15 protein-coding genes and 1 pseudogene are annotated in these 26,286 nt (G+C 56.9%); 5 read left to right on the plus strand and 11 right to left on the minus strand.

Going from position 1 to position 26,286, the window contains the following annotated elements; translation table 11 throughout:
- Window positions 1-71: 71 nt before the first annotated feature.
- From rpmE to EC9_RS03755, 3 genes are all read right to left on the minus strand, one after another.
- Window positions 72-308, minus strand: coding sequence for a 50S ribosomal protein L31 (rpmE, locus tag EC9_RS03745; protein WP_145342494.1), 237 nt, complete (start codon window positions 306-308; stop codon window positions 72-74).
- A 457-nt stretch (window positions 309-765) separates the two neighbouring features.
- Window positions 766-2,430 (minus strand): SHD1 domain-containing protein, encoded by a 1,665-nt coding sequence (locus EC9_RS03750; protein WP_145342496.1) that lies wholly within the window; start codon window positions 2,428-2,430, stop codon window positions 766-768.
- A gap of 165 nt (window positions 2,431-2,595) precedes the next feature.
- The gene (locus tag EC9_RS03755) at window positions 2,596-5,379 is read right to left on the minus strand and encodes a 2-oxoglutarate dehydrogenase E1 component (protein WP_145342498.1); all 2,784 of its coding nucleotides are present in this window, start codon (window positions 5,377-5,379) and stop codon (window positions 2,596-2,598) included.
- Window positions 5,380-5,888: 509 nt separating this feature from the next.
- On the opposite strand from EC9_RS03755, the gene EC9_RS03760 reads away from it, so the two are divergent.
- A complete protein-coding gene (locus EC9_RS03760) occupies window positions 5,889-7,223 on the plus strand; it encodes an MBL fold metallo-hydrolase RNA specificity domain-containing protein (RefSeq protein ID WP_145342500.1) in 1,335 nt (444 codons plus the stop codon).
- 194 nt (window positions 7,224-7,417) lie between these two features.
- Window positions 7,418-10,066: a M16 family metallopeptidase gene (locus tag EC9_RS03765; RefSeq protein WP_231745991.1), complete on the plus strand. Its 2,649-nt coding sequence runs from the start codon at window positions 7,418-7,420 to the stop codon at window positions 10,064-10,066.
- A 334-nt stretch (window positions 10,067-10,400) separates the two neighbouring features.
- On the opposite strand, the gene EC9_RS03770 is transcribed toward EC9_RS03765, so the two are convergent.
- The 6 genes from EC9_RS03770 to EC9_RS03795 all read right to left on the minus strand — a co-directional run bounded on the left by EC9_RS03770 (window position 10,401) and on the right by EC9_RS03795 (window position 17,301).
- Complete coding sequence (locus EC9_RS03770; protein ID WP_145342502.1) at window positions 10,401-12,236, minus strand: glycerophosphodiester phosphodiesterase; 1,836 nt, start codon at window positions 12,234-12,236, stop codon at window positions 10,401-10,403.
- 142 nt (window positions 12,237-12,378) lie between these two features.
- Window positions 12,379-12,501 (minus strand): hypothetical protein, encoded by a 123-nt coding sequence (locus EC9_RS27130; RefSeq protein ID WP_261342920.1) that lies wholly within the window; start codon window positions 12,499-12,501, stop codon window positions 12,379-12,381.
- Between the two features lie 413 nt (window positions 12,502-12,914).
- Entirely contained in the window at window positions 12,915-14,879 is a 1,965-nt protein-coding gene (locus EC9_RS03780) for an FAD-dependent oxidoreductase (RefSeq protein WP_246105939.1), read from the minus strand.
- A gap of 80 nt (window positions 14,880-14,959) precedes the next feature.
- Window positions 14,960-15,343, minus strand: coding sequence for a hypothetical protein (locus EC9_RS03785; RefSeq protein ID WP_145342505.1), 384 nt, complete (start codon window positions 15,341-15,343; stop codon window positions 14,960-14,962).
- Window positions 15,344-15,370: 27 nt separating this feature from the next.
- Window positions 15,371-16,384 carry a DUF1559 domain-containing protein gene (locus EC9_RS03790; RefSeq protein ID WP_145342507.1) on the minus strand — a complete coding sequence of 338 codons (1,014 nt, stop codon included), beginning with the start codon at window positions 16,382-16,384 and terminating at the stop codon, window positions 15,371-15,373.
- Window positions 16,385-16,455: 71 nt separating this feature from the next.
- Window positions 16,456-17,301 (minus strand): IclR family transcriptional regulator, encoded by an 846-nt coding sequence (locus EC9_RS03795; protein ID WP_145342509.1) that lies wholly within the window; start codon window positions 17,299-17,301, stop codon window positions 16,456-16,458.
- Window positions 17,302-17,469: 168 nt separating this feature from the next.
- On the opposite strand from EC9_RS03795, the pseudogene EC9_RS27435 reads away from it, so the two are divergent.
- Window positions 17,470-17,601 (plus strand): annotated as a pseudogene (locus EC9_RS27435) (ISAzo13 family transposase); the annotation flags it as partial.
- A 449-nt stretch (window positions 17,602-18,050) separates the two neighbouring features.
- Here the strand turns inward: EC9_RS27435 and EC9_RS03800 are convergent.
- Together EC9_RS03800 and EC9_RS03805 are read right to left on the minus strand one after the other, a co-directional pair.
- The gene (locus EC9_RS03800) at window positions 18,051-19,526 is read right to left on the minus strand and encodes a DUF1501 domain-containing protein (protein WP_145342511.1); all 1,476 of its coding nucleotides are present in this window, start codon (window positions 19,524-19,526) and stop codon (window positions 18,051-18,053) included.
- Between the two features lie 23 nt (window positions 19,527-19,549).
- Window positions 19,550-22,810, minus strand: coding sequence for a PSD1 and planctomycete cytochrome C domain-containing protein (locus EC9_RS03805; protein ID WP_218934571.1), 3,261 nt, complete (start codon window positions 22,808-22,810; stop codon window positions 19,550-19,552).
- A 481-nt stretch (window positions 22,811-23,291) separates the two neighbouring features.
- Between EC9_RS03805 and EC9_RS03810 the strand changes: the two genes are divergently transcribed.
- Window positions 23,292-24,869 (plus strand): DUF1553 domain-containing protein, encoded by a 1,578-nt coding sequence (locus tag EC9_RS03810; protein WP_145342515.1) that lies wholly within the window; start codon window positions 23,292-23,294, stop codon window positions 24,867-24,869.
- A gap of 126 nt (window positions 24,870-24,995) precedes the next feature.
- Window positions 24,996-26,273 carry a DUF1501 domain-containing protein gene (locus tag EC9_RS03815; RefSeq protein WP_145342517.1) on the plus strand — a complete coding sequence of 426 codons (1,278 nt, stop codon included), beginning with the start codon at window positions 24,996-24,998 and terminating at the stop codon, window positions 26,271-26,273.
- The last annotated feature ends 13 nt before the right edge of the window (window positions 26,274-26,286 follow it).

The following is a 26,286-nucleotide window of genomic DNA, read 5'->3' on the forward strand; positions in this document are numbered from 1 at the left end:
GCCTTATAAGCATAAAAACAGCCATCGCGTTAACACGCGACGGCTGGATGTTGGTCGTTCCGATTCGGTAGCTATTTCTTCTTCTTGGCCTTGGCCAGGCTGGCGTAGCTGCCGGCAGCGAACTTCTTCTGGAACTTATCGATCCGACCCGCGGTATCAACAAATTTCAGCTTGCCCGTGTAGAAAGGGTGACACATGTTGCAAATGTCGATCTTCAGTTCGGGCTGAACGCTGCGTGTTGTAAACGTGTTACCGCAACCACAAGTGACTTCGGTGGCTTGGTAATTAGGGTGGATTCCCTCTTTCATCGTTTTGGCTCCGGTATCGGCGACAGAGATTGGCTTTGTACAATCTCGGATCGGGCTTTGATTTAAAATTGGATCTGTTGGCAGGTGCCGCACAGTTTGCTGGATGTCCGAATCACGAATCGTATGCGATACCTGGGTGTTTGGGCAAGCCCTGATCGTTTCACAGGTTATCGCGAGCTGCGATTTAAGACGCGATTTTTTGCGGCGGTCTCCCCCGCAAGTGGGGTGATTCTTTGCTGTGGCAGCCGGTCTCCGATGATTTCTTCGTTGGTTTTACCACTTCGGCTTCAGCCGCAATCGGGAATTCGGCAGCTTTGCCGGGCGTCTTGCCGTCCCAGCATCCCAATCCTCCCGTGATCCCCGCAACTTTTGGAATTCGCCCGGTGCTGGCGTCACCGCGCGGGCGCATCGCTTAGCGATTTGAGGGGGGGATGCCGAGTGGCAGTCGCCGCATCGGTTACGGTTCGAAGGGGTTTTCGGCGTGGAGGGCGGCTTCCCAATCATTTAGATAGGCCTGGTCGGCGGAGCTGAGCTTTTTCACCGGAACGGTCACTTCTCGCCCGTCGGTTCGCTTCAACACCGCGCCACCATTTTCGACTCGCAACAGATTGGCTTCGATCTTGAATCGCCCCGTGGCGTCGGACCACGTTCGAACGGGACTGGTCCCCTCGGCTGTCATCGGTGCGTCGGGTGCCGAAGCGGGTTCGTTTGGTTGCGGTAATTGCTCGGGAGCCAGTTGGATGTTGCGGCGTTTGACAGTGACCTTCCGCGAGCTGCCGGCACGCCGGCGAACGACCACGCTTTTGTCAGCGTTCAACGAGACGATCTCTCCGGGGAACCAGAAGGATCCGTGCTCTTGGAACTGGACGATCTGGCCGACATACAACGGCGTCAACGCATCGACTTCGCGGTCGGTCGACTTCACCGTCCCAAATCCGCGGTAGGCCTTCTTCAGATCTTGGACCACCTTGTAATCGGGCGCCCATCGCATCAAGGCGCTCTGAGCTGCGGAGCGCAGTTTTTTGTCCTCGTGCTCGATGTGAGCCTCGATCGCCGCGGCGACCTTCGGGCTGGGATCCGCCACGCTCTTCTTCGCCAACGCTTCTAGCTGAGCCTGGATTCTTTTATCATCTCCCGACCGGAGATCGGCGATCGCTGCCGCCAACTCCTCTTCGGTCAGCGGTCGCTCCGCCTCTTCCTTGGCTTGCTTCGCCGCCATCGCCCGCTCTTCGGCGATTCGCTTGGCTTCCGCCTCCATGCGATCGAGCGCTTCGCTGGAGATGCGATCATATTTCACATGGATCGGAACGGTCACGGTCGTGTTGCCGTCGTTGACGGTCAACGTGTACTGGATGTCGATGGCATCGGGCAGAGCCGTGCTTCGGTCGAACGTCCAGGAGCCGGAGCCGGTCATTTCATAGGTCTGTTTCTTGTCGTTGACGGGCATCGTCAACTGATACGACTTGCTGATCTGCACTCGCCCATCCTGCTGGCCAGTGATTGCATATTTTGTGACCTCCCCCGCTGCACGCACGTCCTTGGGACCGCTGTCGCCGCGGCCAAAAGGATCCAACGGCCCGAAGCGTCCTCCCATTCGACCACTCGGTTCGTTTTTGGTGATCGACACGCCCGAGTCGTTCGTCCACGCCTGCGTCTCCTCTTCGGGGAGCGTCTCGAATGGCATCAGCGATACGTTCCCCAGCAGGTAGGGCAGTTGGGAATCGCCGGTCATCGCCAAGACCTCGCCGCGTGACGAAAGCGTGATCTGGTTTGTGGTCGTCACCTTGCCAGCAAAGGTTGGGCGGGAGAAAGGGCGAGGAATTGATGGCGGTCCAAGCCGGCGGCCAAAGGGAACCTGGCGTCCTTTGAATTTCTTCGATTCCGACAGCCCGCCATGGTAGGTCAACCGAAGCTGGTCATCCTTCGCTGCGTTGACTGTATATTTCGTCACGCCCTTGTAGGTGATCGTTTCATCGTCGCCATCGACGACGATTTCGAAGCGATAGGCAAAACGCGAACCCGGCTCGGGAGCATACCGTAGTGGTTCGGCCGAGAGATTTTCAGGAGTGGCCGCTGCGATCGTAGCACAGCCCACCAACGCAATCGAAATCTTCAGCAACATCGAACAACCTCCGCCTGGTCGGACAAATCCATGAAAGACATGAATTCTCCAGGGTGGAGGTTCGCGACGCAAGCAAAGTTCTCTACGAATTCACTTTACCACCATCTGCCGCCACGACGACGCTCGTCTTCGTCGTGGCAGGCATTTGAGCGACTGGTGGCTCTGTTACAGCGAAGCAAAGGCGGCTTCGATCAGTTCTTCCTGCTCCAGTTTGTGCGTTCGCATCGATCCTGTCGAAGGGCTGGCCGATTCGACGCGGCTGACGCAATGCAGGTTGAAGCGTTCGGCTAATTGATCGCCATAGTTCAGCTTCAAATATGGCCAAGCACCCATGTTTTTCGGCTCTTCTTGAACCCAGAAGATGTCGTTCCCGGCCGCGTAGCCGCCAAAGGCGCTCATCAGTTCATGCGTCTTCAGTGGGTACAGTTGCTCGATCCGCAAGATCGCAACATCCTCGAGGCCACGTTGCTTGCGAGCTTCCAAGAGGTCGTAGTAGACCTTGCCGGTGCACAACAGGATCCGCCGGGCGTTGTCGGGGGAGACCTGCGTGTCGGGCAAGATCTTGCGGAACTGTCGAGCTTCCAGGTCTTTCAAATCGGAGACAACCAACGGATGCCGCAGCAAGCTCTTCGGCGTCAGACAGATCAGCGGTTTCCGCCAACGACGCAGGACCTGGCGTCGCAACAAGTGGAAGTACTGTGCCGGAGTGGTCGGCTGGCAGATCTGGATGTTGTGCTCTGCCGCCATCGCCAGGAAGCGTTCGACGCGCGACGAACAGTGCTCGGGCCCTTGCCCTTCAAAGCCGTGTGGCAATAACATCACCAATCCGCTCAAGCGATTCCACTTGTCTTCGGCGCTGGCGATGAACTGGTCGACGATCACTTGGGCACAGTTCCAGAAGTCGCCAAACTGAGCTTCCCAAGCACACAGGCCCTCGGGACAGTCGAGGCTGTAACCGTACTCAAAACCTAGAACGCCAGCTTCGGACAGCGGGCTGTTGGCGATCTCGAACTTCGCTTGGTCGGGAGCCAGATGTTCCAGCGGAGTGTAAATCGAACCGCTCTCTTCATCGTGCAGCACCGCGTGCCGCTGGCTGAACGTCCCGCGTTCGCTGTCCTGGCCGGTCAAACGAATGCGACGCCCTTCGGTCAATAGCGTTGCGAAAGCCAACGCTTCGCCGGTGGCCCAGTCGACCGGCAGCTTACCGGCAGCCATCTCGCGACGCTGTTCGTACGGCCGCTTCAGTTTGCGATGGAGATTAAATTCTTGCGGGATCGTGGTCAGCGTTTCCAGCAGCTCCGAGAGCCGCTTTTTGTCGACGCCGGTGACCACGGTATCGTTTTCGGGTTCGGGGCCGCCGACGTATTCCGACCACGATCCGCCGAGCGATTGCACATCGGGAACAAACGGAACGGTCCGGGTCGCTTCGAATTCACGCTCCAGTTTGTCCTGCCGCTTGCGATGCAGTTCCTTCGCCTCTTCGTCGGTCATCTGGCCCAGCTTCAGCAATCGCTTGCGGTAGCTCTTGCGAACACTCTGCCGCGCATCGATCTCGCGATACATCTCCGGCTGCGTGAACCGTGGCTCATCGCCTTCGTTGTGCCCCCAACGACGGTAGGCGTACATATCGATCACGACGTCGCTGTGGAATTCGCGACGGAAATCCATCGCCAAGTTGACGACTTGAGCTACCGCTTCGGGATCTTCGCCATTGACGTGGAAGATCGGGATTTGCAGCATCTTGGCGATGTCGGTCGCGTAGGTCGTGCTGCGTCCTTCGCGCGGTTCGGTCGTGAAACCGACCTGATTGTTGATCACTACGTGCAGCGTACCGCCGGTGTGGTAGGCCTTCAACTGGCTCAGGTTCAGCGTCTCTTGCACGACACCTTCGCCCGCGAACGCCGCGTCGCCGTGGATCAAGATCGTGACCACGTCCTGTCGCTTCGAATCGCCATAGCGATCCTGCTTGCAACGCGTCCGTCCCAGTGCGACCGGATTCACGTATTCCAGATGGCTCGGGTTGAAGCACAACGAGATGTGCATCTTGTCGCCCGAAGCGGTCTTCCAATCGCTGCTGTATCCCAGGTGGTACCGCACGTCGCCGCCGCCGCGATGCAATTGCGGATCGGGATCGTCGAACGACCAGAAAATATTGAGCGCTCGTTTCTTGAAGATGTTCGCCAGGACGTTCAACCGTCCGCGGTGAGCCATCGCCATGACCACTTCTTTCACGTTGTGCTGGCCACATTTTTCCAAGGCGAGATCCAACAACGGGATCAAGCTCTCGGCTCCTTCCAACGAGAAGGTCTTGGCGCCGACGAACTTGCGGCGAACGAACTCTTCGAAAATCGTCGCGTCGGCCAATCGCGAGTAGATCCGGCGTTGGACCTCGTGCGACAGCGGCATCCGATTCTCGCCGACTTCCATGCGACGCTGCAACCAATCGCGGATGTTGCGATTGTCGATGTGCATGAACTGGGCGCCGATGTTGCGGCAGTAGGTGTTCCGCAGTTGTTGCAGCACGTCGTTGAGCGTCCGCCCCTGGACATTCTCCAGAGCGCTCGAATCGAAGGGCCGCGACAGATCGTCTTCGGTCAGCCCGTAGGATTCGACATTCAGTTCGGGGCATCCCTTTTGGGCCATCCCCAGAGGGTCGACTTGAGCGACCAAGTGACCGCGGACCCGGTATTCGCGGACCAGTTGGTCGACTTGGTCCTGCATCCGCGCCAACCACAGCGCGTGCTCGGTCACGTTGCCTAACGCTTGCCCATCGGGGCTGCCGTTCCCTTGGACCGCCGCGGCCGCCGCTTCGCTCAACTTGGCCGTTGTCTCATCGGTCGCCACGAGGAACTGCTCGAAATACTGTCGCCAACCGGGCGACACGCTTTCGGGGTCCTTGACATATTGAACGTATAGGTCGTCGATGTAGCCCAGGCTATATGTGTTCATCGTTGTTCGTTGCCGCTTGTGTTACTGCCAGCGAGGCATCTGGATGCAAGTAAGAAAGGTCACTGGCCAGATAGGTGTTCGCAGGATCGCGCACCCGCCAGCAGCAAGAGTCGAGGGATGGCATGCCGACACCACAAAGAAGATCGCGTTCCAAGGGTGCTCTAACCGCATCGGGAACACCGATACGACGGTGGTTACTTCGCGTGGTGGAGAATGACAACATTGCGTTATTCAATGCGAAAAGGTGCCACTGGTTTAGCCGCACGAAGTTTCAGGCAGGATTCTGCAGATTCGTCCTTCAATCTGCATGATGTTGCAGATCCATCCTTCGATCTGCGTTGAGAACTCAATCATAGCAACTTGGGGCAAGCTGGCTATGGCATTTTGCACGCTCCTTGAGCGAAATTTCCAACTCGCCCGACAGCCAACTAACGATCTCCGTGGGACTCCATAGATTGATACACTGAAGGGATCGATATCATTTGAAAATTCCGCGTGCGAGGCAGGTCATGAAACTGATCCATCACGGTGGTCACTTAGGGGTTACGGGGTCGTGTCACCAATTGTGGACCGACGACGAGCATAGTCTGCTGGTCGATTGCGGCACCTTTCAAGGCGACGACGCACGCGATCATCCCAACCCAGAGATCAAGTTCTCGCTGCGTGGGATCGAGTCGCTGCTGCTGACCCACGTCCACATCGACCACTGTGGGCGGATACCGCATCTGATCGCCGCCGGGTTCGAACAACCGATCTATTGCAGCGGGCCGACGGCGCGGCTGCTGCCGTTGGTGATGCAGGACGCGCTGAAGATCGGCTTCACGCGGAACCAGCGGCTGATCGATAAATTCAACGACAAGATCGCCAAGCTGCTGCAACCGCTTCCCTATCACCAGTGGCATCCGATCCAAGGCGGCTGCAAGCTGCGGCTCCGCCCCGCCGGGCACGTCCTGGGTTCGACGATCTTCGAAGTCGAATTGCCCAACGGCCAGATGGCGGTCTTTTCCGGCGACCTGGGTCCGCGGCACGCGCCGCTATTGACGGAGTTTTCCTCGCCCGAGCGGGCCGACCTGCTGGTCATGGAGAGCACCTACGGCAACCGCATCCACGAGGGAAGGGCCGACCGACAGTCGCGGCTGGAGGCCGTCTTGCGGAAAACGCTCGACGACAAAGGAGTCACAATCATCCCGGCCTTCAGCCTCGGCCGAACGCAGGACATCCTGTTCGAAATGAACGGGATCTTTGAAGCGATCCAGAAACAACAGGGCCGCAGTCTAATGAAGCAGGTCGATGTGATCGTCGACTCGCCGCTGGCCAGCCGGTTCACGCAGATCTACGACGACTTGCAGGAGTTCTGGTCGGCGGAGGCTCAAGGCGTGCTCAAGACCGACGACCAACCGCTGGTCTTCGAAAACCTGACCACCGTCGGCGATCATCAAGAACACCTCGCGACGCTCGACCAACTGGTCAAACACAAACTGCCCGCGGTCGTCGTCGCGGGCAGCGGGATGTGCACCGGCGGCCGGGTGATGAATTATCTGCGGCGATTGATCGGCGAACCGACCACCGACATCGTCTTCTGCGGCTACCAGGCGCGTGGCACTCCGGGCAGCTACATTCAACGCGGCAGCGACTGGGTGCGGCTGGACGGTCGCAAATACCAGATCCGTGCGGATGTGCATCAACTGAGCGGCTACTCGGCCCACGCCGACCAACGCGACCTGCTGCGGTTCGTCGCTGGCTTCACCGAAAAACCGTACCGGATCCGTCTGGTCCACGGGGAGTATCACGTTCGCAAAGCGCTGGAAGCCGAATTGGACCAGCGCGGTTATCATGTTGATTAACGCGTGCCAGCAGCGTCAGTTAGATAGGAAGCAAAGTGCTGCCGCGATACAATCAGAAACGCTGCTGCGCAAGCGCGTTCCGCAAATCTACGATTCGAAATAAGGATACCACTGTGAATCGCACAACTCTTTTGTTGATGGGTCTTGTCGCCCTGACGGCCATTTGTGCGCCCCACACGTTTGGCGAGGGCCCCATGAAAGTTACGGAAATCGAAGGAATCAGCGAATATGAACTCGACAATGGATGCAAGATCCTCTTGTTTCCCGATCCGTCGAAACCTGTCGTAACGGTGAACGTGACGATCTTCGTCGGTTCGCGGCACGAAGGCTACGGTGAAGCCGGGATGGCTCACCTGTTGGAACATATGCTGTTTAAAGGAACGCCGTCGCATCCCGAGATCCCCAAACTGCTGCAAGACCACGGCGCCCGCTTCAACGGCACCACCTGGACCGATCGCACAAATTACTACGAAACGCTCCCCGCCAGCGACGAGAACCTCGAGTTCGCGCTCCGCTTGGAAGCCGATCGCTTGGTCAACAGCACGATCAAGGGAGAGGATCTGGCCAGCGAGATGTCGGTCGTCCGCAGCGAGTTCGAGAGTGGTGAGAACGATCCCAGCCGGATTCTGATGCAACGCATGCAATCCGCCGCCTACGAATGGCACAACTACGGCAAGAGCACGATCGGTAACCGCAGCGATATCGAACGTGTGCCAGTTGTCAACCTTCGCCGCTTCTACAAGAAGTATTACCGTCCCGACAACGTCCTGGTCACCGTCGCCGGACAATTTGATCCCGAAAAGGCGCTCGAGTACCTGCAAAAGTACTTCGGTTCGCTCGAAACACCCGACACTCCAATCGATCGCACCTACACCGTCGAACCGCCACAAGATGGTGAGCGAACCGTTGTCCTGCGCCGCGTCGGCGATGTCCAATGGGTCGGTGCCGCTTATCACATCCCGGCCGGCAGCCACGAAGAATACGCAGCGGCTAAAGTCCTGTCGTACGTCTTGGGAGATGAACCGAGCGGAAGGCTTTACAAATCGCTTGTCGAAACCGAAAAGGCGAGTAACGTCTATGCGTTTGGTTTCGGTTTCCACGATCCAGGCCTGACGTTGGCGTTGGCCGAAGTTCCCAAAGACAAAGACATCGAAGTCGCTCGCCAACAGTTGCTGTTGACGATGGAGCACGGTTTTGAAGAGAAACCAGTGACCGAAGAAGAGGTCGAACGGGCGCGTCAACAATTGCTGAAGAGTCGCGAATTGGAAGCTGCCGATTCGGATCGCTTGGCCGTTTCGCTCTCTAACTGGGCCGCTCAGGGCGACTGGCGATTGTACTTCCTGTTCCGTGATCGTTTGGAAGCGCTGACCGCAGCGGATGTCCAAGCCGTGGCCGAGAAGTACCTGACTCGCAACAACCGCACCACCGGGCTGTTCATTCCAACCGACGAAGCTCAACGGATCACGATCCCCGAAGCTCCCGATTTGAACGCTTTGCTGGCCGATTACAAAGGCCGCGAATCGATCCAAGCGGGCGAAGCCTTCGACACCTCGCCGCTGGCGATTGACCAACGGACCGAGCGCGGCCAATTGACTGACACGGTCGAGTACTCGTTCCTGCCGAAGAAGACGCGTGGTGCATCGGTCAATCTGATGCTGACCCTGCGTTATGGCACTCCAGAAAGCCTGCAGCCACGCGTGATCGCCGCCGACGTGTTGCCGCAATTGATGGCTCGTGGAACCGAATCGTTGGACTACCAACAGTACCAAGACAAGGTCGGCAAACTGCGGGCTCAGATCAGCCTCAGCGGCACCACCGGTCTGCTGCAGGTGAGCGTCAAGACGAACCGCGAGCAATTGCCCGAGGTTCTGGAGCTGTTGACCGAAGTGATCCGCAAACCGCGACTGGATGCCGAAGAATTGGACGTGCTCAAACGTCAAACGATCACCGGATTGGAGAGCCAGTTGAGCGAACCGCAAGCCTTGGCGCCGATCTCCACGCGTCGGGCGCTGTCGCCGTATCCGAAGACCGATGTCCGCTACCGTCCGACGATCGAAGAAGAGATCGCGATGTACAAGGACCTGAAGATCGATCAGGTGCGCGAACTGTACAACGATTTTGTCAGCAGCCAATCGACCGAACTGGCGGTTGTCGGCGACTTTGATCCCGAGCTGATCAAATCGAAACTGAAGCCGGCGTTGGAAGGCTGGAAGTCGGATCATCCGTATGTCCGCATCGACCGACCTGCCCACCCCGATCTGCCGGGCGAAGTCAAAACGATCAACACGCCCGACAAGGCCAACGCGGTCTATTACGCGGGTCAGCAGTATGTGATGAGCGACACCGATCCCGATTACGCCGCGATGGTGATGGGCAACTACGTCCTCGGTGCCGGTGCGTTGTCGAGCCGCTTGGGCGATCGCGTACGGCAACAGGAAGGACTCAGTTACGGCATCCGATCGGGTTTCAGCGTGAGCACCAAAGATGACCGCGGCGAGTTCACGATCTTTGCGATCACGAACCCCAACAACAAGGACAAGTTGATGACGGTGATCCGCGAAGAGATCGACAAGATCCTTGCCGACGGAATCACCGACGAAGAATTGGCGAAAGCCAAAGAAGGGTATCTGCAACGCGAATCGGTCCGTCGCAGCGACGACAGCTACATCGCGTCGCAACTGGTCTTAAATATGTTCACCGATCGGACGATGGCCTTCACCGACCAGCAGGAGAAGAAGATCGCTGCGGTCACGAAGGACCAGGTCAACGCCGCCTTGAAGAAGTACATCGATCCGGAACGTTTGATCATCTCGGTCGCCGGCGATTTCAAGGCGAAAGAGTAGCAGCAAACTCAAACCGCAATCCCGCGAAACGACGCAACATCCAGCGTGGGCGAAAGCCCACGTTGGAGCGTTCCATAGTGTGCATTAGCCGCGAAGCCGGCGGCAGCATCTAGTCGTGGGCATCAGCCCACGAATCGAGAGCGTTCAAGAACGCGCATCAGCCGCGAAGCGGCGGCAGCGTTCGATTGCTATCGCCGCTTCGCCGCTGAACGTATCGATGCACACTGAAATCTGCGGGCTCACGCCCGCAGCTAAACGCTACCGCCGTTTCACGGCTGGGGAATTCCACAACGAATCTCGCGTGATCCTTGCGGCCCTCGTCCCGGAAAACGGCTCACTGTGGTGCCCCCGCTGGCATCGGCAGGCCCAACTGAAACGCCAGCTCTAACATCAGGCGTTCGACCGGATTCATCGTCTCCCGCTCGGCGAGCACTTTCCGAGCCAGCGCGGGATCGTCGGTGATCAAGTTATCGACGCCGCGGCTGATCATCGCCGACATCGTCTTGCCATCGTTGACGGTCCACACGGAAACCGTCTTCCCCGCGCGATGAGCCACGTTGATGAACGACTGCGTCGCCAGCGACGTGTTGACGGCCAAGAAGTCGACGTTGGCGCGAGTCAGATCGCTGACAGCCACCGCGGTCAACAGTCCGCAGATCCAATCCGGACGTAGCTTCTTCAGTTTGGCGATCCCTTTGGCATCCAGCGACATGATCACGATCTGATCTTCCATCTCGAACCGCTCAACCAAATCGACGACTCGCTGCTCCAGTCGATCGGTGTGGCCGTAATACTTTAGTTCGATGTTCACGCCAACCTTGTCCTTGCACAACGCCAGCACCTCCTCCAGGGTCGGCATCCGCTCGGACGTGTAGTCGGCGGAGAAGTAGCCGCCGATGTCGATGCTACGCAGCTCTTCCGCTGTCGCGTTCCAGATCTTGACCGGATTGCCCGCCACCTTTTTCAGATCCGAATCGTGCGCCACGACGACGACTCCGTCGCTCGATTCCTGCACATCGATCTCGACCCAATCGGCACCATCGTCGATCGCTCGGCGAAACGCAGCCATCGTGTTTTCGGGTGAATGCGTCGCGCCGCCGCGATGCGCGGTGATCTGCACTCGATCCTCGATCGAAATCGATTCGAGCGTCAGCACGCCCAACACCGCAGCGACCAGGCCGCCTATCACAACTGCCGAAACGATCCGTCCGCCTGTCAATCGGATGCCGTTCCACTGGCCCCACGTCGGCATCTCTACCAACCGCTGGCCGGGCTCATCGACGTGCCGCAAGTACAGCATCCCCAACAGCGACGCGCACGAAGCGTTGGCGATCAGGCTGGCGATGAAATTTGCGATGGTCAGAACGACTAACAACATCCCGACCGCAGCGATCAGAGTCCAGATGGTTCGGGTCGCCGACGGCAACACCAATTCACCCAGCGATGTCGTCAGGAAGGAGAGACAGAATCCAAAGGCAAGATTGCTGATCGCCCAGGCGGCCAGCGACCCAACGATCCGCCAGCGATGAGGGCTAGCTAAACGTTTGCTCTCTGCCAACGCTTCGGTTGGCGAGAGTCCACGGTACAACAGCAACGGCAACGCAAAGGCCCACGCGCTGACGCGGTACAACAACGCCACCGCCATCGCGACCAACACGGTTCCGATCAAACCAACGGCCAGCCAAAACTTAGGCGGCTTGGCGGATAAATAGAAGTTGATGTCGTGATCGGTCAGCAGGAACAGGAACAGCCCGCCGCCGACCGCCAGGAACGGCAGCGCGGTCAGCGCCACGCGAGCGACGACGCGGGTTGTCAGCCACAACACCTGCCGCGTCCGCTCCGCCACAAAGATCGCGACTCGGCTCGGCCGAATCTTCAACGACTGGTCCGCCCCCAGGCAAACCGTCATCAACACAGCCTGCTCTATTGCCAACACCGCCAACACCCCGCCGCCGACGATCACCACCGCCAGCCATCCGGTCGGGTGCAACAGGAACCGAGCGATATCGGCATCGGCCAAAACGCTCCGCCCGGAAAGACTCAAGAACAGCCGAAACAGCAAACTAACCGCAGGAGTCAGCAGCATAAACGCCGCCAGCTTAAAGATCAGATCGACGGCCAACAGCGTCCGGAAGCAGGAATAGAGATTGCGACAGACCGTTTGAAACATCGGTGTCCCCGGAAACAGGCGGCGGATTGGAAAAATTCACCGCCGCAGCTTATCGAGCCACCCAAGATTTTGCCAGCCAACCGAACAAGCCGCCATCGATCGCACAGCAAACGCCCCCAAGCGCCAGCGCCCCTCAAAAGCCTCACACCACCGCAATCACAGGAACCGCAATCACAGGAACCGCAATCACAGGAACCGCAATCACAGGAACCGCAATCACAGGAACCGCAATCACAGGAACCGCAATCATGGATTCCACAATCACGTCGCACAACTTCGATCAGGAGAGGCAGAAGGAGGCATCCACAAAATGATTGCCTTTGCAGAGGCGAGGGTGAAGTGATCGATCCAGACCAGGTGCAGATCGTGCACCCGCATCGAGCGATGTGTCCGTCGGGCCGGACAGTCGTTCCAGCACCGCTGGCCCCAGTTTTAAAACGCCTTGCAAGCTTCGATACCTACTTTGCCGAATGTTTGGCCCGCCAGTGTCGCGAATCAACACGAACAAGAATTAGGTAAATCAAATTTGTTTTCGTTGGCGTGTATTCACGCCAGTGTCGCGGGCAACTCTTCTTCGTTCGACAGGGGCAGCAAGGGACATCCACGGAATGCTTGCACCAGCCCAAAGTTAGGCTGTCCCCAAAACATCCTCCCCTTCGGGGGCATTGCGTCACCAGCTCAGCTCTCCGGTTCCCAAGCCAGCGGCTCGCTGAAGTGTGAATCGGGGACGGGTTGGTCTTTCAACTCCTCCCACAGAATCTTCGCTAGCTGACGGCGTGTTGCTGGCGGCTTGCTAGGCTGCGAATACTGATAGCCTCGTCGCTTGACACTCGCAATCACTCGAGACACCCAATCCTCATCAGCCGGTAGGTCCGGTTCAAATTTCGTATCTGATGCACGTAACCCCAACACCCGCCGGAGTGCCAATTGTTGGAAGACTGCGAAATCGGGATCAAAGGGATCGACGTCAACGAACGGCCAAATCGCCATCGGTGCGCCATGTGCTGAACTTAGCAAGCCCGACCAAATGGCTGGCAAGTGAGCAGTGGTTCCTGGTTGTTGTCCCAGCTTCAGGCTAACTGCCGCCACGGCGCCCGCAGCTTGTCCAGCGTGAATCGACTGATCGTGCAAGCGGCAGGACGAGCTAACAATGCTTGAGTAGCCCAGATTTTTTTGCGCTCCGATAAGTCCTTGGACCGATTCTGGAAGCAGTGAGCGTAGCGGGAAAACAGCTCGCCCGGTTCCACCTCTGCCAAACTTTCGCTTGCCGCGAAACGAAGCTTGCCACGGCCCCGATTCGCCTTTACTGGTTGTCCAGCTGCGGTGGGTGGGGTGAAAATCAAGTTCGAACTGCCAACAGAATACCGCATCGGGAAACATGACGGTGGAGTAATTCGAACGCGCCCCGAATCCTAATACCTCCTGTTCCTTGATGATATGCTTGGCCACCAAACGCAGGCTTTCGCGCACATAGGGCTTGGGAGGCAATCGATCAGGGGTGCCAAATTCATCGCTCCGCGCCAGGTACTGGAATTTGGGAAAGTTCTGTTGAAGATGGTAGTAGTACCTGAGCGTATGCTGTCGTGCGTCTGCAAAGACGACTTCACGTTGTTGGCGAGTCATCGCGACGAGATTCTTCTTTGAAGCGCCTGGCTCGATAACCTCCAAAGCATCCACAACGGATTTAGGATAAGTATCCAACGGATAGTCAATATTTGGATTATTGATCAGCAGAACGTCTGGATGGTCGATCTGCTTGAAACCCTGACCATCGACTAGCCGTCTGGTCGTATAAGCAAACTCCTCTTTGATCCATCCCCAGTTACCAGTAAAGAAGGCTGGATCATAGCTGTCCGGCTTGGCCAGCAGATTGGGCTGCTTCTGCTGTTCCAAAATCATGCACCAGGTAATCGGGTTCAAGTCGGTAGCCGGGTTTCCCGACGCGGGCGCGCTGGGTTCATTGAACTCACCCTGGGCATCCATCCCTGCATCCCACCTTGCCCCGGCCCCCTTAATTACATCTCCCCAATCACTGGCGTCGATTGTTAGCTTTGCTCTGACGACAATTGCTTCGCCTGCCGCATCGGTTGACTTGAACTGAACACCAACAACGCGATCGCCCTCGGTAAGCACGGTATCCACATAGTAGTTGGAACGGCGGATGAGCTGCCCGGCCTGCTCAAAAGGTGCTAGTAGTTCACGAAATACCTGTTCGGATACGACCGGGCGACTGGTTGTAATCACCCGAGTATTTCCTGGTCGCTTGACACCGCCATATAACTGAGCGTTCTTGGTCTCGATCGCATCGATAACATCGCGAAATATCCCCGAGCGTGGAATCGGAACCGTGCCGTTATATCCGTGGCCACGATTCTCATCGATCGCTCCCAGGGCTTCGGCGCTGAACTGTCCCCCCAGCCAATCGATATCATTGACTAAGACAATCTTTTCAACCCCCATCCTCGCCGCCTGAACTGCCGCAGCACATCCAGATTCAGTACCACCAACGACCAGCAAGTCCGCCGTGATTTCTTCGGCAAGTTGCTGGTTTCCAATAGGCTGGCAGGCCGTAGCGGTATGATAACTAGCCGATGACAACGCGCACAACAACGCTGCGAAACAAATCACGGACCGAACAATCATTATGAACCTTTTTGCAAAAGTTGACGACGACTCATCACCACTTGGAGACGTTGTGATAACGTTTGTGAGAAACGAAGTTTTTATTCCACAGGCACATCGATTTCCAATACCGTTGATTCACGGACAAATTCTTGTTTCATCACGTATTCTTTGAACAGCGGCTCCCCTTCTCCCAGGCCATCCGGGCCAGGTTTACCATCGAGCCCGGTAACTCGGATGACATAGGCACCTCCGACCAGCCCCTTACCGGACTTCGACTGGTACCGCCCGTCTTGGATCTTGACCATCGAACCGGGCCCGGAGTTGCTGGCTGCGGCGTCGGGTTCAAAGGATATGTAGCCTAAGGAAACGGGCTTGCCATCATAGGAGACGGTTCCTGAGATATCGTAGGTGCCATTGTCTGAACCACCACATCCTGCCAGCAACACCAGCAAGCATCGACCGATTGCATTTGTTAGCCGCATCACTAATTCCTCCACATGGCTGACTATTTAGAAACTCAATCCAACGGGCGAACCGTTGCCACGATCACCTAGATTGCGATGCGTTGTCAGGTCGATGGTTTCACTTAGAAAGTGTACCGACGCATCCCCCATGACCACTTGGCACCCACCCGGATGGCGACTGCTAAACGAGCCGTGCATCGGATTCCTATTGGCATACAAGGTGTCGTCCCGGGAACCATCTCCATCGAAGAAATTGATTTGCCAACGCGCAGCGATCAGAACGCCTGGCACTTCTCCTCCCGCCTCTACGCTTGTTATGCTCGATGCCCAACCCCAGTGAGCGTTGGGGGTTGCCGTCCCACGCCCGCCCGGACGCAGCAGGTACTTCGATTCGGCGACCATATAGACATTGGAAGACCCATCGGTGATATCCCGGAATCGCATTTTTGAATCAACAAACAGAAGTCCTTGAGTAAAGAAATAGCGATCTCCACCATTGTTGCAGTTAGGCCCCGAAGGATTGTCTGAAGCACCTCCCATAACGCCAAAGTAGTTACAGTGATTCCCTGTAGCATTGGGATCGCTGGGGCATAGATAGTTTTCGTTTTCCAACAAGAACAAGGCATGATTGTTCGCGGATCCGTGCGGCTGGGTTCCACCTGGATCATGTTCGGCAAACCCCGTAAATTTTTCGTCAAAATCAAACTGATCGTACAGGTTGTTCTGTTCGATAAACGGCAAGATCAGGACCGTCCAGGGAGCTCCGTTTTTGCCACCGCTGCCGTCGTTTGGAAAGCTGCACCAATTGCTGGCCGGAGATTTGCTTCCCACGACCGTTCCCGAAGCAAAAGATCGATGGGTGTCGTGGTAATTGTGCAAGGCCAGCCCTATCTGCTTGAGCTTGTTCTGGCATTGCAAGCGGCGTGCCGCTTCTCTTGCCTGCTGTACCGCTGGCAGCAGCAATCCGACCAATACGCCGATGATGGCGATCACCACCAGCAATTCAACTAACGTAAAACCCGCTGCGGTTGGGCGGTTTCGTAAAGGTCGCGTCGACATAGCCATTCTCCGTTGGGACGAGAAGCAAAGGAAACACACGTCTTGCGATGAACAATCAAAAAACAAGTGTGCTAATCAGTTGATGCAGCTGAACTATTAAGAGGATGCCGGTGTGTTGTTTTTCCATAGCCCAGCTGCTCAGAAACAACATCTGATTGAGCCATCACTTGACGACGGTACTTGTCAAGTAGGTGTTTCTGAAGACGCGTCTTAGGTCCGGTAACCCAAATTGCCGCGATCGCATTGCCGCGATGATTGCGAATGGGGGCTGCCACACAATGAATCTCTTCGACTTCCTCGCCGCGATCCAATGCATAGCCATTTTCGCGAATCCGTGCCAATTCCAAACGGAACGCTGATTTCGAAGTGATCGTGCTCTCGGTGAATTTTGTGAACTCCAGCTGATCGATTATTTGTTCACACTCGTCCCGATCTAAGAACGCCAGCAACACCTTTCCCGGGGCGGCAGAATGCAAGGGGAACTGGTGCCCAACTTCCACAACAACCTTAATTGGATGTGGACTAGGAACTATGTCCAAGACGACCCCTTTTCCGCTGGACAACGTTCCCAGCAAAACGGTTTCTCCAGTAAGGCGGCGCAGCTGTTTCATGGGGGCTAGCGACTTTTCTAACAAGTTCGCTTCGTCGATCGCTTCGTAGCCCAGCGAAATCAGTTTCTTGCTCAGACGGTACAGCTTCTGATCCGAATCCCGAATGACATACTCGTAATCCGAGAGCGTCGTCAGGATCCGAAATGCGCTGTTCTTGGGGATCGCCATTTTGTCCGCGATCTCTGAAAGGCCTAACGCCCGCGACTCAGTCGATAGCATCTCCATGATTTTCAAAGCTCTCACCAAGCTGGGAACGTGATACCGCGACTCGTCGCTTGAGTAGTTGGGTTGCTTTGGAGCGTTCATTGGATCCTGCCGCGGCCTCTGCTGTAACAAAGCGGTTTGATATATAGGCTATGGTTCCATATGGCAAACGTCAAGCAAAAGGCGGCAAATTTGCTGCTAATCTTTCGTTCGGGAATAAACTACCTAACAGGCGTCTGTTGAGCCTGTTGATGTTTACATGCCCCTTGTATGCCGGATGCAACATTGGTCGACGGCCTCCGATCGAAGTACAACGCGCTCGTCGATGATTTCGATGAGCGCGGCAGGCTGGGCTGGGCAGCTACAGAAGCCATTGCGATTGGTCGCTGTGGCATTGTTGCAGGGAAAATTAGGGATAGGCAACTTTTGCAACCGGCATCGAATGAAGCACATTGGAAAGCATCCGATCGGAAAAGCTTGTCACCGGTAAGAACCATTTCTTGCATTTGCAGTGTGAATAAGTTGTCCTCTTTTCAACGGGGTTTTGGGCAGGACCGACACCACTTGAGACGGTGCGGTTCTGGCGATGACCAGGCTGGGTGACTTCCCAAATGGGAGCGTCTGAGGAAATGGCAACCCAACGCGTAAGTAGAGAATTCACACGGCCCTTGCTTAGGCGGGGGGGTACCACTACTGCGGAACCTCAAACAGTGACGTGCCCTGTTGCGACGGCGCTGCTATTCGACGTGAGCTAACGTTAGCTCTGCAAACCGCATGGAGCCAACACCTTCAAATACGGCCAAAACAACGCGTCCGCCAATCCCCGTCGAAAGGATATCAATGAGATTTGTTCACACGATGATCGCATCGATCGGGTTTCCGTAATCGATCTCCAGCCGCTTCTGCGAGGGGAGCGATAGTTTTCGCGGGTCGAGGCCTAGTTGATGTAAGACGGTGGCGTGGATATCGGTCACGTAGTGGCGATCCTCCACTGCGTGGAAGCCGAGTTCGTCGGTCGCTCCATGCGCGATGCCTCCCTTCAATCCGCCCCCCGCCATCCAAACCGAAAATCCGTAGGGATGATGGTCACGGCCGTCCGATTTCTCGGCTCCCGGAGTCCGACCAAATTCAGTGGCCCAGACGACGAGCGTCTCTTCCAACAACCCGCGCTGCTTCAAATCTTTCAACAGCCCCGCGATCGGTTTATCGACGCGAGCGGAGTTTCTGGCGTGGTTCTCTTTCAATTTCGTATGCGCATCCCAACCGCCTCCTCCACCGCCACCATCGTAGATCTGCACAAATCGGACTCCCTGTTCGACCAATCGGCGAGCCGTCAACGCATGCCGCCCAACGGCTTCGGTGTTGCTTTGGTCCAGTCCGTACATCGCCTGAGTCTGCTTGGTTTCGCGATTCAGATCGACGATCTCCGGGACCGACATCTGCATCCGAAACGCCAACTCGTACGCCTTGATGCGGGCCTGCAACGCTTCATCGTCGGGGCGTGCGGCGGCGGTCATCCGGTGCAAATCGTCCAATAGGTTCAGTTGATCGCGTTGTTGATCGATTCGCGTCCCGGCACCGGGTGTCCCAAAAGCCAGCGGCCGCTTGGGATCGCTAGCCATCTGAACGCCAGCGTGCTGCGGCCCCAGATAGCTGCCATCGTGAGCTCCCACGCCGCCACAACAATCTCCGGGCGGTTGGCCCATGACCACAAACTGCGGCAGGTTATCGTTCAAGCTTCCCAGCCCATAATGGACCCACGAACCGATCGACGGAAAAAAGCCGTCAAAGATATGTCGGCCGGTGTGGAATTGCAGCTGAGCCGCGTGATCGTTGTCGGTCGTCCACATCGAACGCACTAGCGCGATGTCGTCGATGCAATCGCCCACGTGCGGCCACCAATCGCTTACCTCGATCCCACTCTCCCCACGCGGCCCATACCCAACCTGCATCGGATAGATCTGCGACATCATCGCCCGCGGCTTGCCGCCAAAATCGACGACGTTCTTTCGATAGAAAGGCGAATCGACGATCGCCTGCCCAAGCGGCGATTCATCGATCGTCTTCCCCGCATGTTGATTCAGAGCCGGCTTCGGATCAAACGATTCCAAGTGGCTGGTGCCACCATTCATGAAGAACCAAATCACGCTTTTGGCTCGCGGCGCGAAATGCGGCAAGCCCTGCAACGCGTCGGCGGCCGTCGATCCCTGGGCATCGCGATGCATCATCGCGCCGAGTGCCAGTCCGGTGAAACCGAGTCCAAAGTCGGAAAGGAATTGCCGACGTTCGGTCCGGCCACACGCTGCGGTTGTTTTGGTCAAAGTCATCGCTGAGCCTGTAAAGCCTTCCACTATCGGATCGTGACAAAATCGTTATGCAACATCAGCACATGGATCAGGTTCTCGCGAGCGGCTTGCAACGGATCGGCAGCTCGCGGCGTCGTCGCCGTGTCGGCACCGGGAAACTTTTCTCCCGACGCTTGCTGCAACAACTCCGCATGCGATTGCAGGAACGCGTTGCAACGGTCTGCTTCGGCCGCAGTCGGTCGCCGAGCGAGGATCGTTTCAAACGCAACGTCGACAAAATCACTGGCATCCGCTAACCGCCGAGCGATCGTTCGCGCCGCGTCGATCGCCAGCCCGCTGTTCATCATCGCCAGAGACTGGTGCGGCACGATGCTCTCCTGCCGCCGGTAGCAGGCGTTCGGGTCGGCGACGTCAAACACCTCCAACATCGGCATCTTCTCGTTGGGTGTGTTGCGGAGATACAGACTGCGTCGGAGACTTTTATCCCCTTCTTCGATTGGAATTTCGGGGCCGCCGAAGGACAAGTCGATTTGTGAGGCCAGGAACAACGTACTATCGCGAACCAACTCCGCTTCCATCCGCCGTGGGTTCATCCGCCACAACAGTCGGTTCTCCGGATCGATCTCCAACGCCGCAGCGTTTCCATCGGGCAGCGGATCGCTGGACATGCGATAAGTCGCCGACAAGACGATCTGCCGATGCAGCGGTTTCATCTTCCAGTCGTTCCGGATCAGCTCGTCGGCCAACCAATCGAGTAGTTGCGGATGCGAAGGCTTTCGCCCGTTGAGACCAAAGTTTTCGGTCGTCGCCACCAAGGGCTGGCCGAAGTGCCGCCCCCACAGATGATTTGCGGCAACGCGTGCGGTTCGCGGATTCTGCGGATCGACGATCCAATCGGCCAACGCACTCCGCCGCCCGGTACTAGTTCGCGGAAACTGCGGACCGAGCGGTTCGTAGTCCCGATTGGCCGGATCGTTCAATTTTGCTTCAGCCGCCGCCAGCTTCGATTTCGCCGCCTCCAGCTTTTCAGCCGACGGAGCGGCTTCAAAAAATTCGATCTCCGCCTCGCAGACCCTCAACCACGCCTCAGCCTCCGCTGCCGCCGTCAACCAGCGATCGAGATCCTCCGGTTCCTCGGCCGATTGCGGATCGAGATACCGCTTTACTTCCGCCGCGATTCGCAAGCGAGTCGATTCGACGTGAGCCTGTGCCGCTTGATGCTTCAGCCGCGCCAAATCGACAGCGTGCTTGGCCTCGCGTTGTTGTAGCGCCGTGGTCTCGGCCGATGGCGGCAATCGAGTCACCTCCAGTTCCAAGAACTCAGCCGTTCCCTGATGCACCCATAACGCCAACTTGCCACTGCGCCGCGCGATCGGCATCTGGTAGTCTAACTTCCGCGTCCCGTTCATATCGATCGTCAATTGCGATCCGGCAACCGTCACATCCAACACGATCTCTTCGCCCACCTTCAACGGCGTGTAGACGATTCCTTCAGCCGGATAGGCCTGCTGTCCGCCCTCGCGATGGAAGGCTTGCACGCTGGGCTTCGAATCGTTCACGCTCGTGTAAACGTCTTGCGAATTGCCAGCGTCTTGATAGTCGAAACTCAACCCAACCGATCGAAACGATCCCGCGGCAAGCGTTCGATAACGCAAGCGGAACTTGAAATCCAACGGCAATACGCGGTCGGCAACGATTGTGGCAAAGCTGCCGACATCGGTCTGCCACAAACTCCCCTCTTCAACCTTCCAATTGCCGCTTTGTCTAAGCCACAGCTTGGGATTGGGAGCGTCGAAGTTGTCGTGCAGCAGCACCAAGTCGCCGGCGTCATCGGCTTTCTCAGCGAGCGATTCCGCCGCCGGCTTGTGTTGCATTTCACGCAGCGCCGCCTGAGCATCAGCCAACGCCACGGCTGCGGTTTCCGCTTCGGATGTCGCTTTTTCAATCAAGGTTTCGCGGACTCCGGGGCGGAGCATCGGATACCACGCCAGCGCCGGCAAGTCGATCGGTTGCAGGTCGACCGATCCGCCCAAGGACTGCGGCACGCCCGGCTCCAGCGGTTTCGATGTGTCTGGAAAACGACTGTCGCCGCGTTCAAAGCGATAGGTCGGCGCGTCGGCGGTTTTATCGTAGACCAATGGTATGCCATCGGTCGGGACCATCCCTTGGGACGCATCCTTTTGCATTTCAGTCCGCACCGAAATCGGATCGGTGCGGACGTCGTGCGGTTCGAAGAAGCTGCGAAAACGAAAGTACTCCTCGTGCGATACCGGATCAAATTTATGATCGTGGCAGCGGCAGCAGCGGAGCGTCAAACCTAAAAACGCTTCGCCCGTCCGTTCGACGGTTTCGAACAACCAGACATCGCGATCGAACTTGTACCAACTGCGCCCAAGATATCCTGTCGCTACCAACGATGAGGGATCATCCGGATCGATCCTTTCGTCCGCCGATAACATCTCGCGGACCATCGCCGCATAACCTTTGTTGTCGTTCAGCGAATCGACGATCCAATCGCGCCAACGCCAGATGTGTCGCTGGCTGTAGCGGATCTCATTGCTCCCGCGACTGCCATACCAATCGCTATATCGCCACACGTCCATCCAGTGCCGCCCCCAACGCTGGCCGTATTCGGGACGCGACAGCAGTTCGTCGACAACCGCTTCAAACGCCATCGGGCTGTCGTCGTTCAAGAACGCCTGCTGCTGTTCGACGGTCGGCGGCAGGCCGATCAGATCCAGGTAGACTCGTCGCAACCAAGTCGATCGGTCGGCAGGCGCCGCGTGAGGCAGCCCGTTAGCTTGCCGCCGCGCCGCAACAAAATAATCTATCGGACCGCGCGGCCAATTGGGGGCGTCGACCGCTGGCAAAGGGGGACGCATGATTGGCTGATAGGACCACCAGGTCTTGGGATCGGCAGCCGGTTCTTCGTCGGCAGGTGAAGGAGCGCCGTCGGCGATCCACTCGCGAAACAGATCGATTTGCGCGGGCGTCATCACCGCCCCTTCGTTTTCCGGCGGCATTTGATAGCCCGCTTCGCCGGTAAGCACATCGATCAAAAAACTCTTACCCGGATCGCCCGGCTGGATTGCCGCTCCCGATCCGCCGCCAGCGATCAGCGCCACGGCGGTGTCCAGTCGCAGATCGCCTTGTGCTTTCAGCGGCCCGTGGCAGGCGTAACACTTCTCTTCCAACAGCGGTTTGATGTCGGATAGATAGTCGACAGCGCAGGCCGAGCGTTCGCTAAACGAAACCGCAAACGGGACGATGCAGCACAATAAGAATCGCGTCGATAGAGTCGACATCGGGAGGGCGCACCTTTGTTGTGACTGACTGCCATTCCTGTTGTTAGGAATAAAAGTCATAGTTTCGCATGCAATCCGCCGCCTCGGTGGGGACCGCTGATTGTATCAGGAATGCCCAATGGATGTCTGGTGCCGGAACCGAGGCTATCGCCCAAACGGTTGATTCAACCGACAAGCCACTAGCAAGTGTCAGCTGAAGTCTCGCATGGGAACGCGTATTTGCCCACGTCGCACTGTCAGGGCAAATCCTCGTCACCTCTCGCTGACAGATACAAAACGATGAGAAACAAGAATTTTGTTGCATGACAATGGCGAGAAGCCTACGTTAAGAGCCTGCCTCGAATATCGACGTCGGAATGGATGCACTTAACGTCACGTTGGCGGCGGCTAAATCTGCGTTACGCGGCAATCGAAGCGTAGGCCACGATGAAGCCGACCGTCGCTACCCACCTTTATTCCCCACCTGCAGACGAGCCTTCCCATGCGAAGAATTTGCTCACGTTTCCGCGGCTTCACCCTACTCTATTTGCTGATTCTAGGAATTCCGGCTTGGGGCGGTGATGAGGCGGCGTTGCACGAGCGGGTGGATGAAATCATTGGGGATTCGTTGGGTGATGAACCTGCAGCGGCAATCGCCGACGACGCGGAATTCTTTCGTCGCGTTTGGCTCGATCTCGCAGGGACGATCCCTCCCGCGGAAGCGACACGCAAATTTTTAGCCGATCCTTCTACAGACAAACGCAGTCGCGCAATCGACCAACTGTTGGCAGCGCCAACCTATGTGACCCGCATGCAGCAGGCGTTTCATGTGATGTTGATGGAACGCCGGGGCGATCACGAGTCGTGGCAGAAGTTCTTGGAGCTTGCGTTTAAAGAAAACAAGTCATGGGACAGCATGGTGCGGGCGATGTTAGAACCGCAGCCTTCGCACGAAAGCCATCAAGGCGCTTCGTTCTTCTTGACGAAGAGGCTGGAAAAGTATGGACAGAATCCAATCGATCATCCCGGACTGACGAGCGACATCGGTCGATTGTTCCTAGGAGTCGATCTGCAATGTGCCCAGTGCCATGACCATCTCCTTGTAGACGAATACAAGCAGCTGGATTTCCAAGGGTTGCTGGCCGTCACACAAACGCTCAAACCCGCGAAGGGTGGTCCGATCCCGTTGGTTGCTGAAAAGCCGCTGACCGAGAAGTTGGAGTTTGTGTCGGTATTCGAATCGTCCTCCGTGGCAACGGGACCACGTATTCCGTTTGGCAAGGAGTTTGAAATACCCAGCGAATTGCCCGAGGATCGCGACTACAGCCCATTGGGGCTGGTCGCCAACGAATTGCCCACCGCAACGAACCCTCCGTTTTCTCGAAACATTGCCAACCGCATCTGGCATTTAATGCTCGGTCGCGGGCTTGTCGAACCGTTGGATTCGCATCACGCCGACAATCTCCCATCGCATCCGGAGCTGCTAGAGTTGTTGGCGGCGGAATTGGCGGCGCATCAGTTTGATCTGAAATGGCTGTTCCGGGAGATTGCACTCAGCGATACCTACCAACGCAGCAGTCGCATCGTGGATGCCAACACGGACATCCAAGAAATCCAGCCAGATCAATATCAAGTGGCGATTCCCAAGCGTCTTTCCGCGGAACAAGCGGTTACCAGTTTTGCGGAGGCGATTGGAGCGGGGAGGGATGAAGACGAACGATCGGAATTCATCTCACGACTGAAACCGCTGTTTGTTGCCGCCTTGGCCAACCCGGCTCGCGAGCATGAAGACCACCGTCATCCCTCGGTGCGGAGTGCTCTGTTTTTTGCTAATGACAAGGAGGTGCTTGCGGCGATAGAGCGTCAGCCAGGCAACTTGATCGACCGATTAATGGCGATCGAAGAGGAAACCGCTTTGGCGGACGAATTGTATTTGTCGGTTGTTAGTCGTTTTCCCAGCGACGAAGAGCGAACAGAACTTGCGGCTTTCCTAACCGTTCCCGCGGATCAACGCGAAGCCCATCTGCGGCACTGGATATGGGCGTTGTTGGCATCCACGGAATTCAATGTGAATCACTGAAAGATCGCAAACCCGGATTCTACGAGAAACTCAAAGAAAGGCTCCGATGAATGAGATGCGTTAAAGTCTAAAGGATCGCACCGAATAGGAACCACTGTTACTCTCGGATCTCGAACGAAAAACACTATGTCTAAATCACCTCTTTGCCGTACGCACGAACATCGACTGTCGCGTCGTCGCTTATTGGGCGCCGGTGCCGCGACGCTAGGCCTGGGCAGCATGTTGCGGCCTGTTGTCGCCGAGGACCTCCGCGACAAAGACCGGCAAGTTTTGTGCATTTGGCTCGACGGAGGGATGAGTCAATTGGAGAGTTGGGATCCGAAACCGAACACGCAATTTGGAGGACCTTTCCGAGCGATCCCGACGTCGGTACCTGGGATTCACATCTCGGAACTGTTTCCGAAAACGGCGTTGCAAATGCATCACTTGGCGATCCTCCGCAGCGTTCACACGCAGGACAATAGTCATTCGGCGGGTGTGGCGCGGATTAATCGTGGCGATCCCAAGAATCGCGGCGTCGTCTATCCGTATTTAGGATCGGCAGTCGCCAAGCTGATGGGACCAACGCGAACCGGCCTGCCACCGTATGTCTGGGTCAAACCGGGCAGCGGCGGATTCAAAACCGCCGATGCCGGCTTCCTCGGCCCAGCATACGGCGCACTTGCGCTGGGAGACGCCAAGCCGCCCGCCAATCTGCTGCCCCATCCTTCGTTGACTGCCGAAGAATACCAACTGAGGCAGGAGCTTCGCACGCGATTCAACGAACGTTTCGGCCAACAACGGTTCAACAATGAGGTGGCGGCCGATACCAGTGTTTATGAGATCGCGCAAACCTTGATGCGGCGAATGGATCTGTTTGATGAGTCGAAAGTCTCGGCGAAAGATGTCGAGCGTTACGGCAGTCATGAATTAGGGCGTCATATGTTGATGGGGCGCCGATTAATCGAAGCGGGCGTACGCTTTGTCAAAGTGAATTCGTACCATTGGGACAGCCACGGTGATCACTTTAATGCCAGCGATTGTCTGCATCGGCAATTCGATCAACCCTTCGCCGCCCTGATTGAAGATCTCGCCGACCGAAGTTTATTGGACAATGTATTGGTCATCGTGTTGAGTGAATTTGGACGTACCCCACGCATCAACTCCCACTGCGGCCGCGACCACTGGCCCGAAGCATGGTCGGTGGCGATGGCTGGCTGCGGATTGCAGAAGGGAGCTGTCGTTGGGGCGACCAACGATCTGGGGACGTTTGTCGAAGGTCCGGAGCACGATATCGGTCACCTGTTCCACACCTGGTTCCAGGCGCTCGGCATTCCCCAAGATCACATGGAATACATCAACCAGGGGCAACCGTTGCCCGTTGCCCATGACGACTTTGGCGCGGTTACCGAATTGCTCTCTTAATGGGATGTTTACT

This window comes from Rosistilla ulvae (genome assembly GCF_007741475.1).
Taxonomy (GTDB): domain Bacteria; phylum Planctomycetota; class Planctomycetia; order Pirellulales; family Pirellulaceae; genus Rosistilla; species Rosistilla ulvae.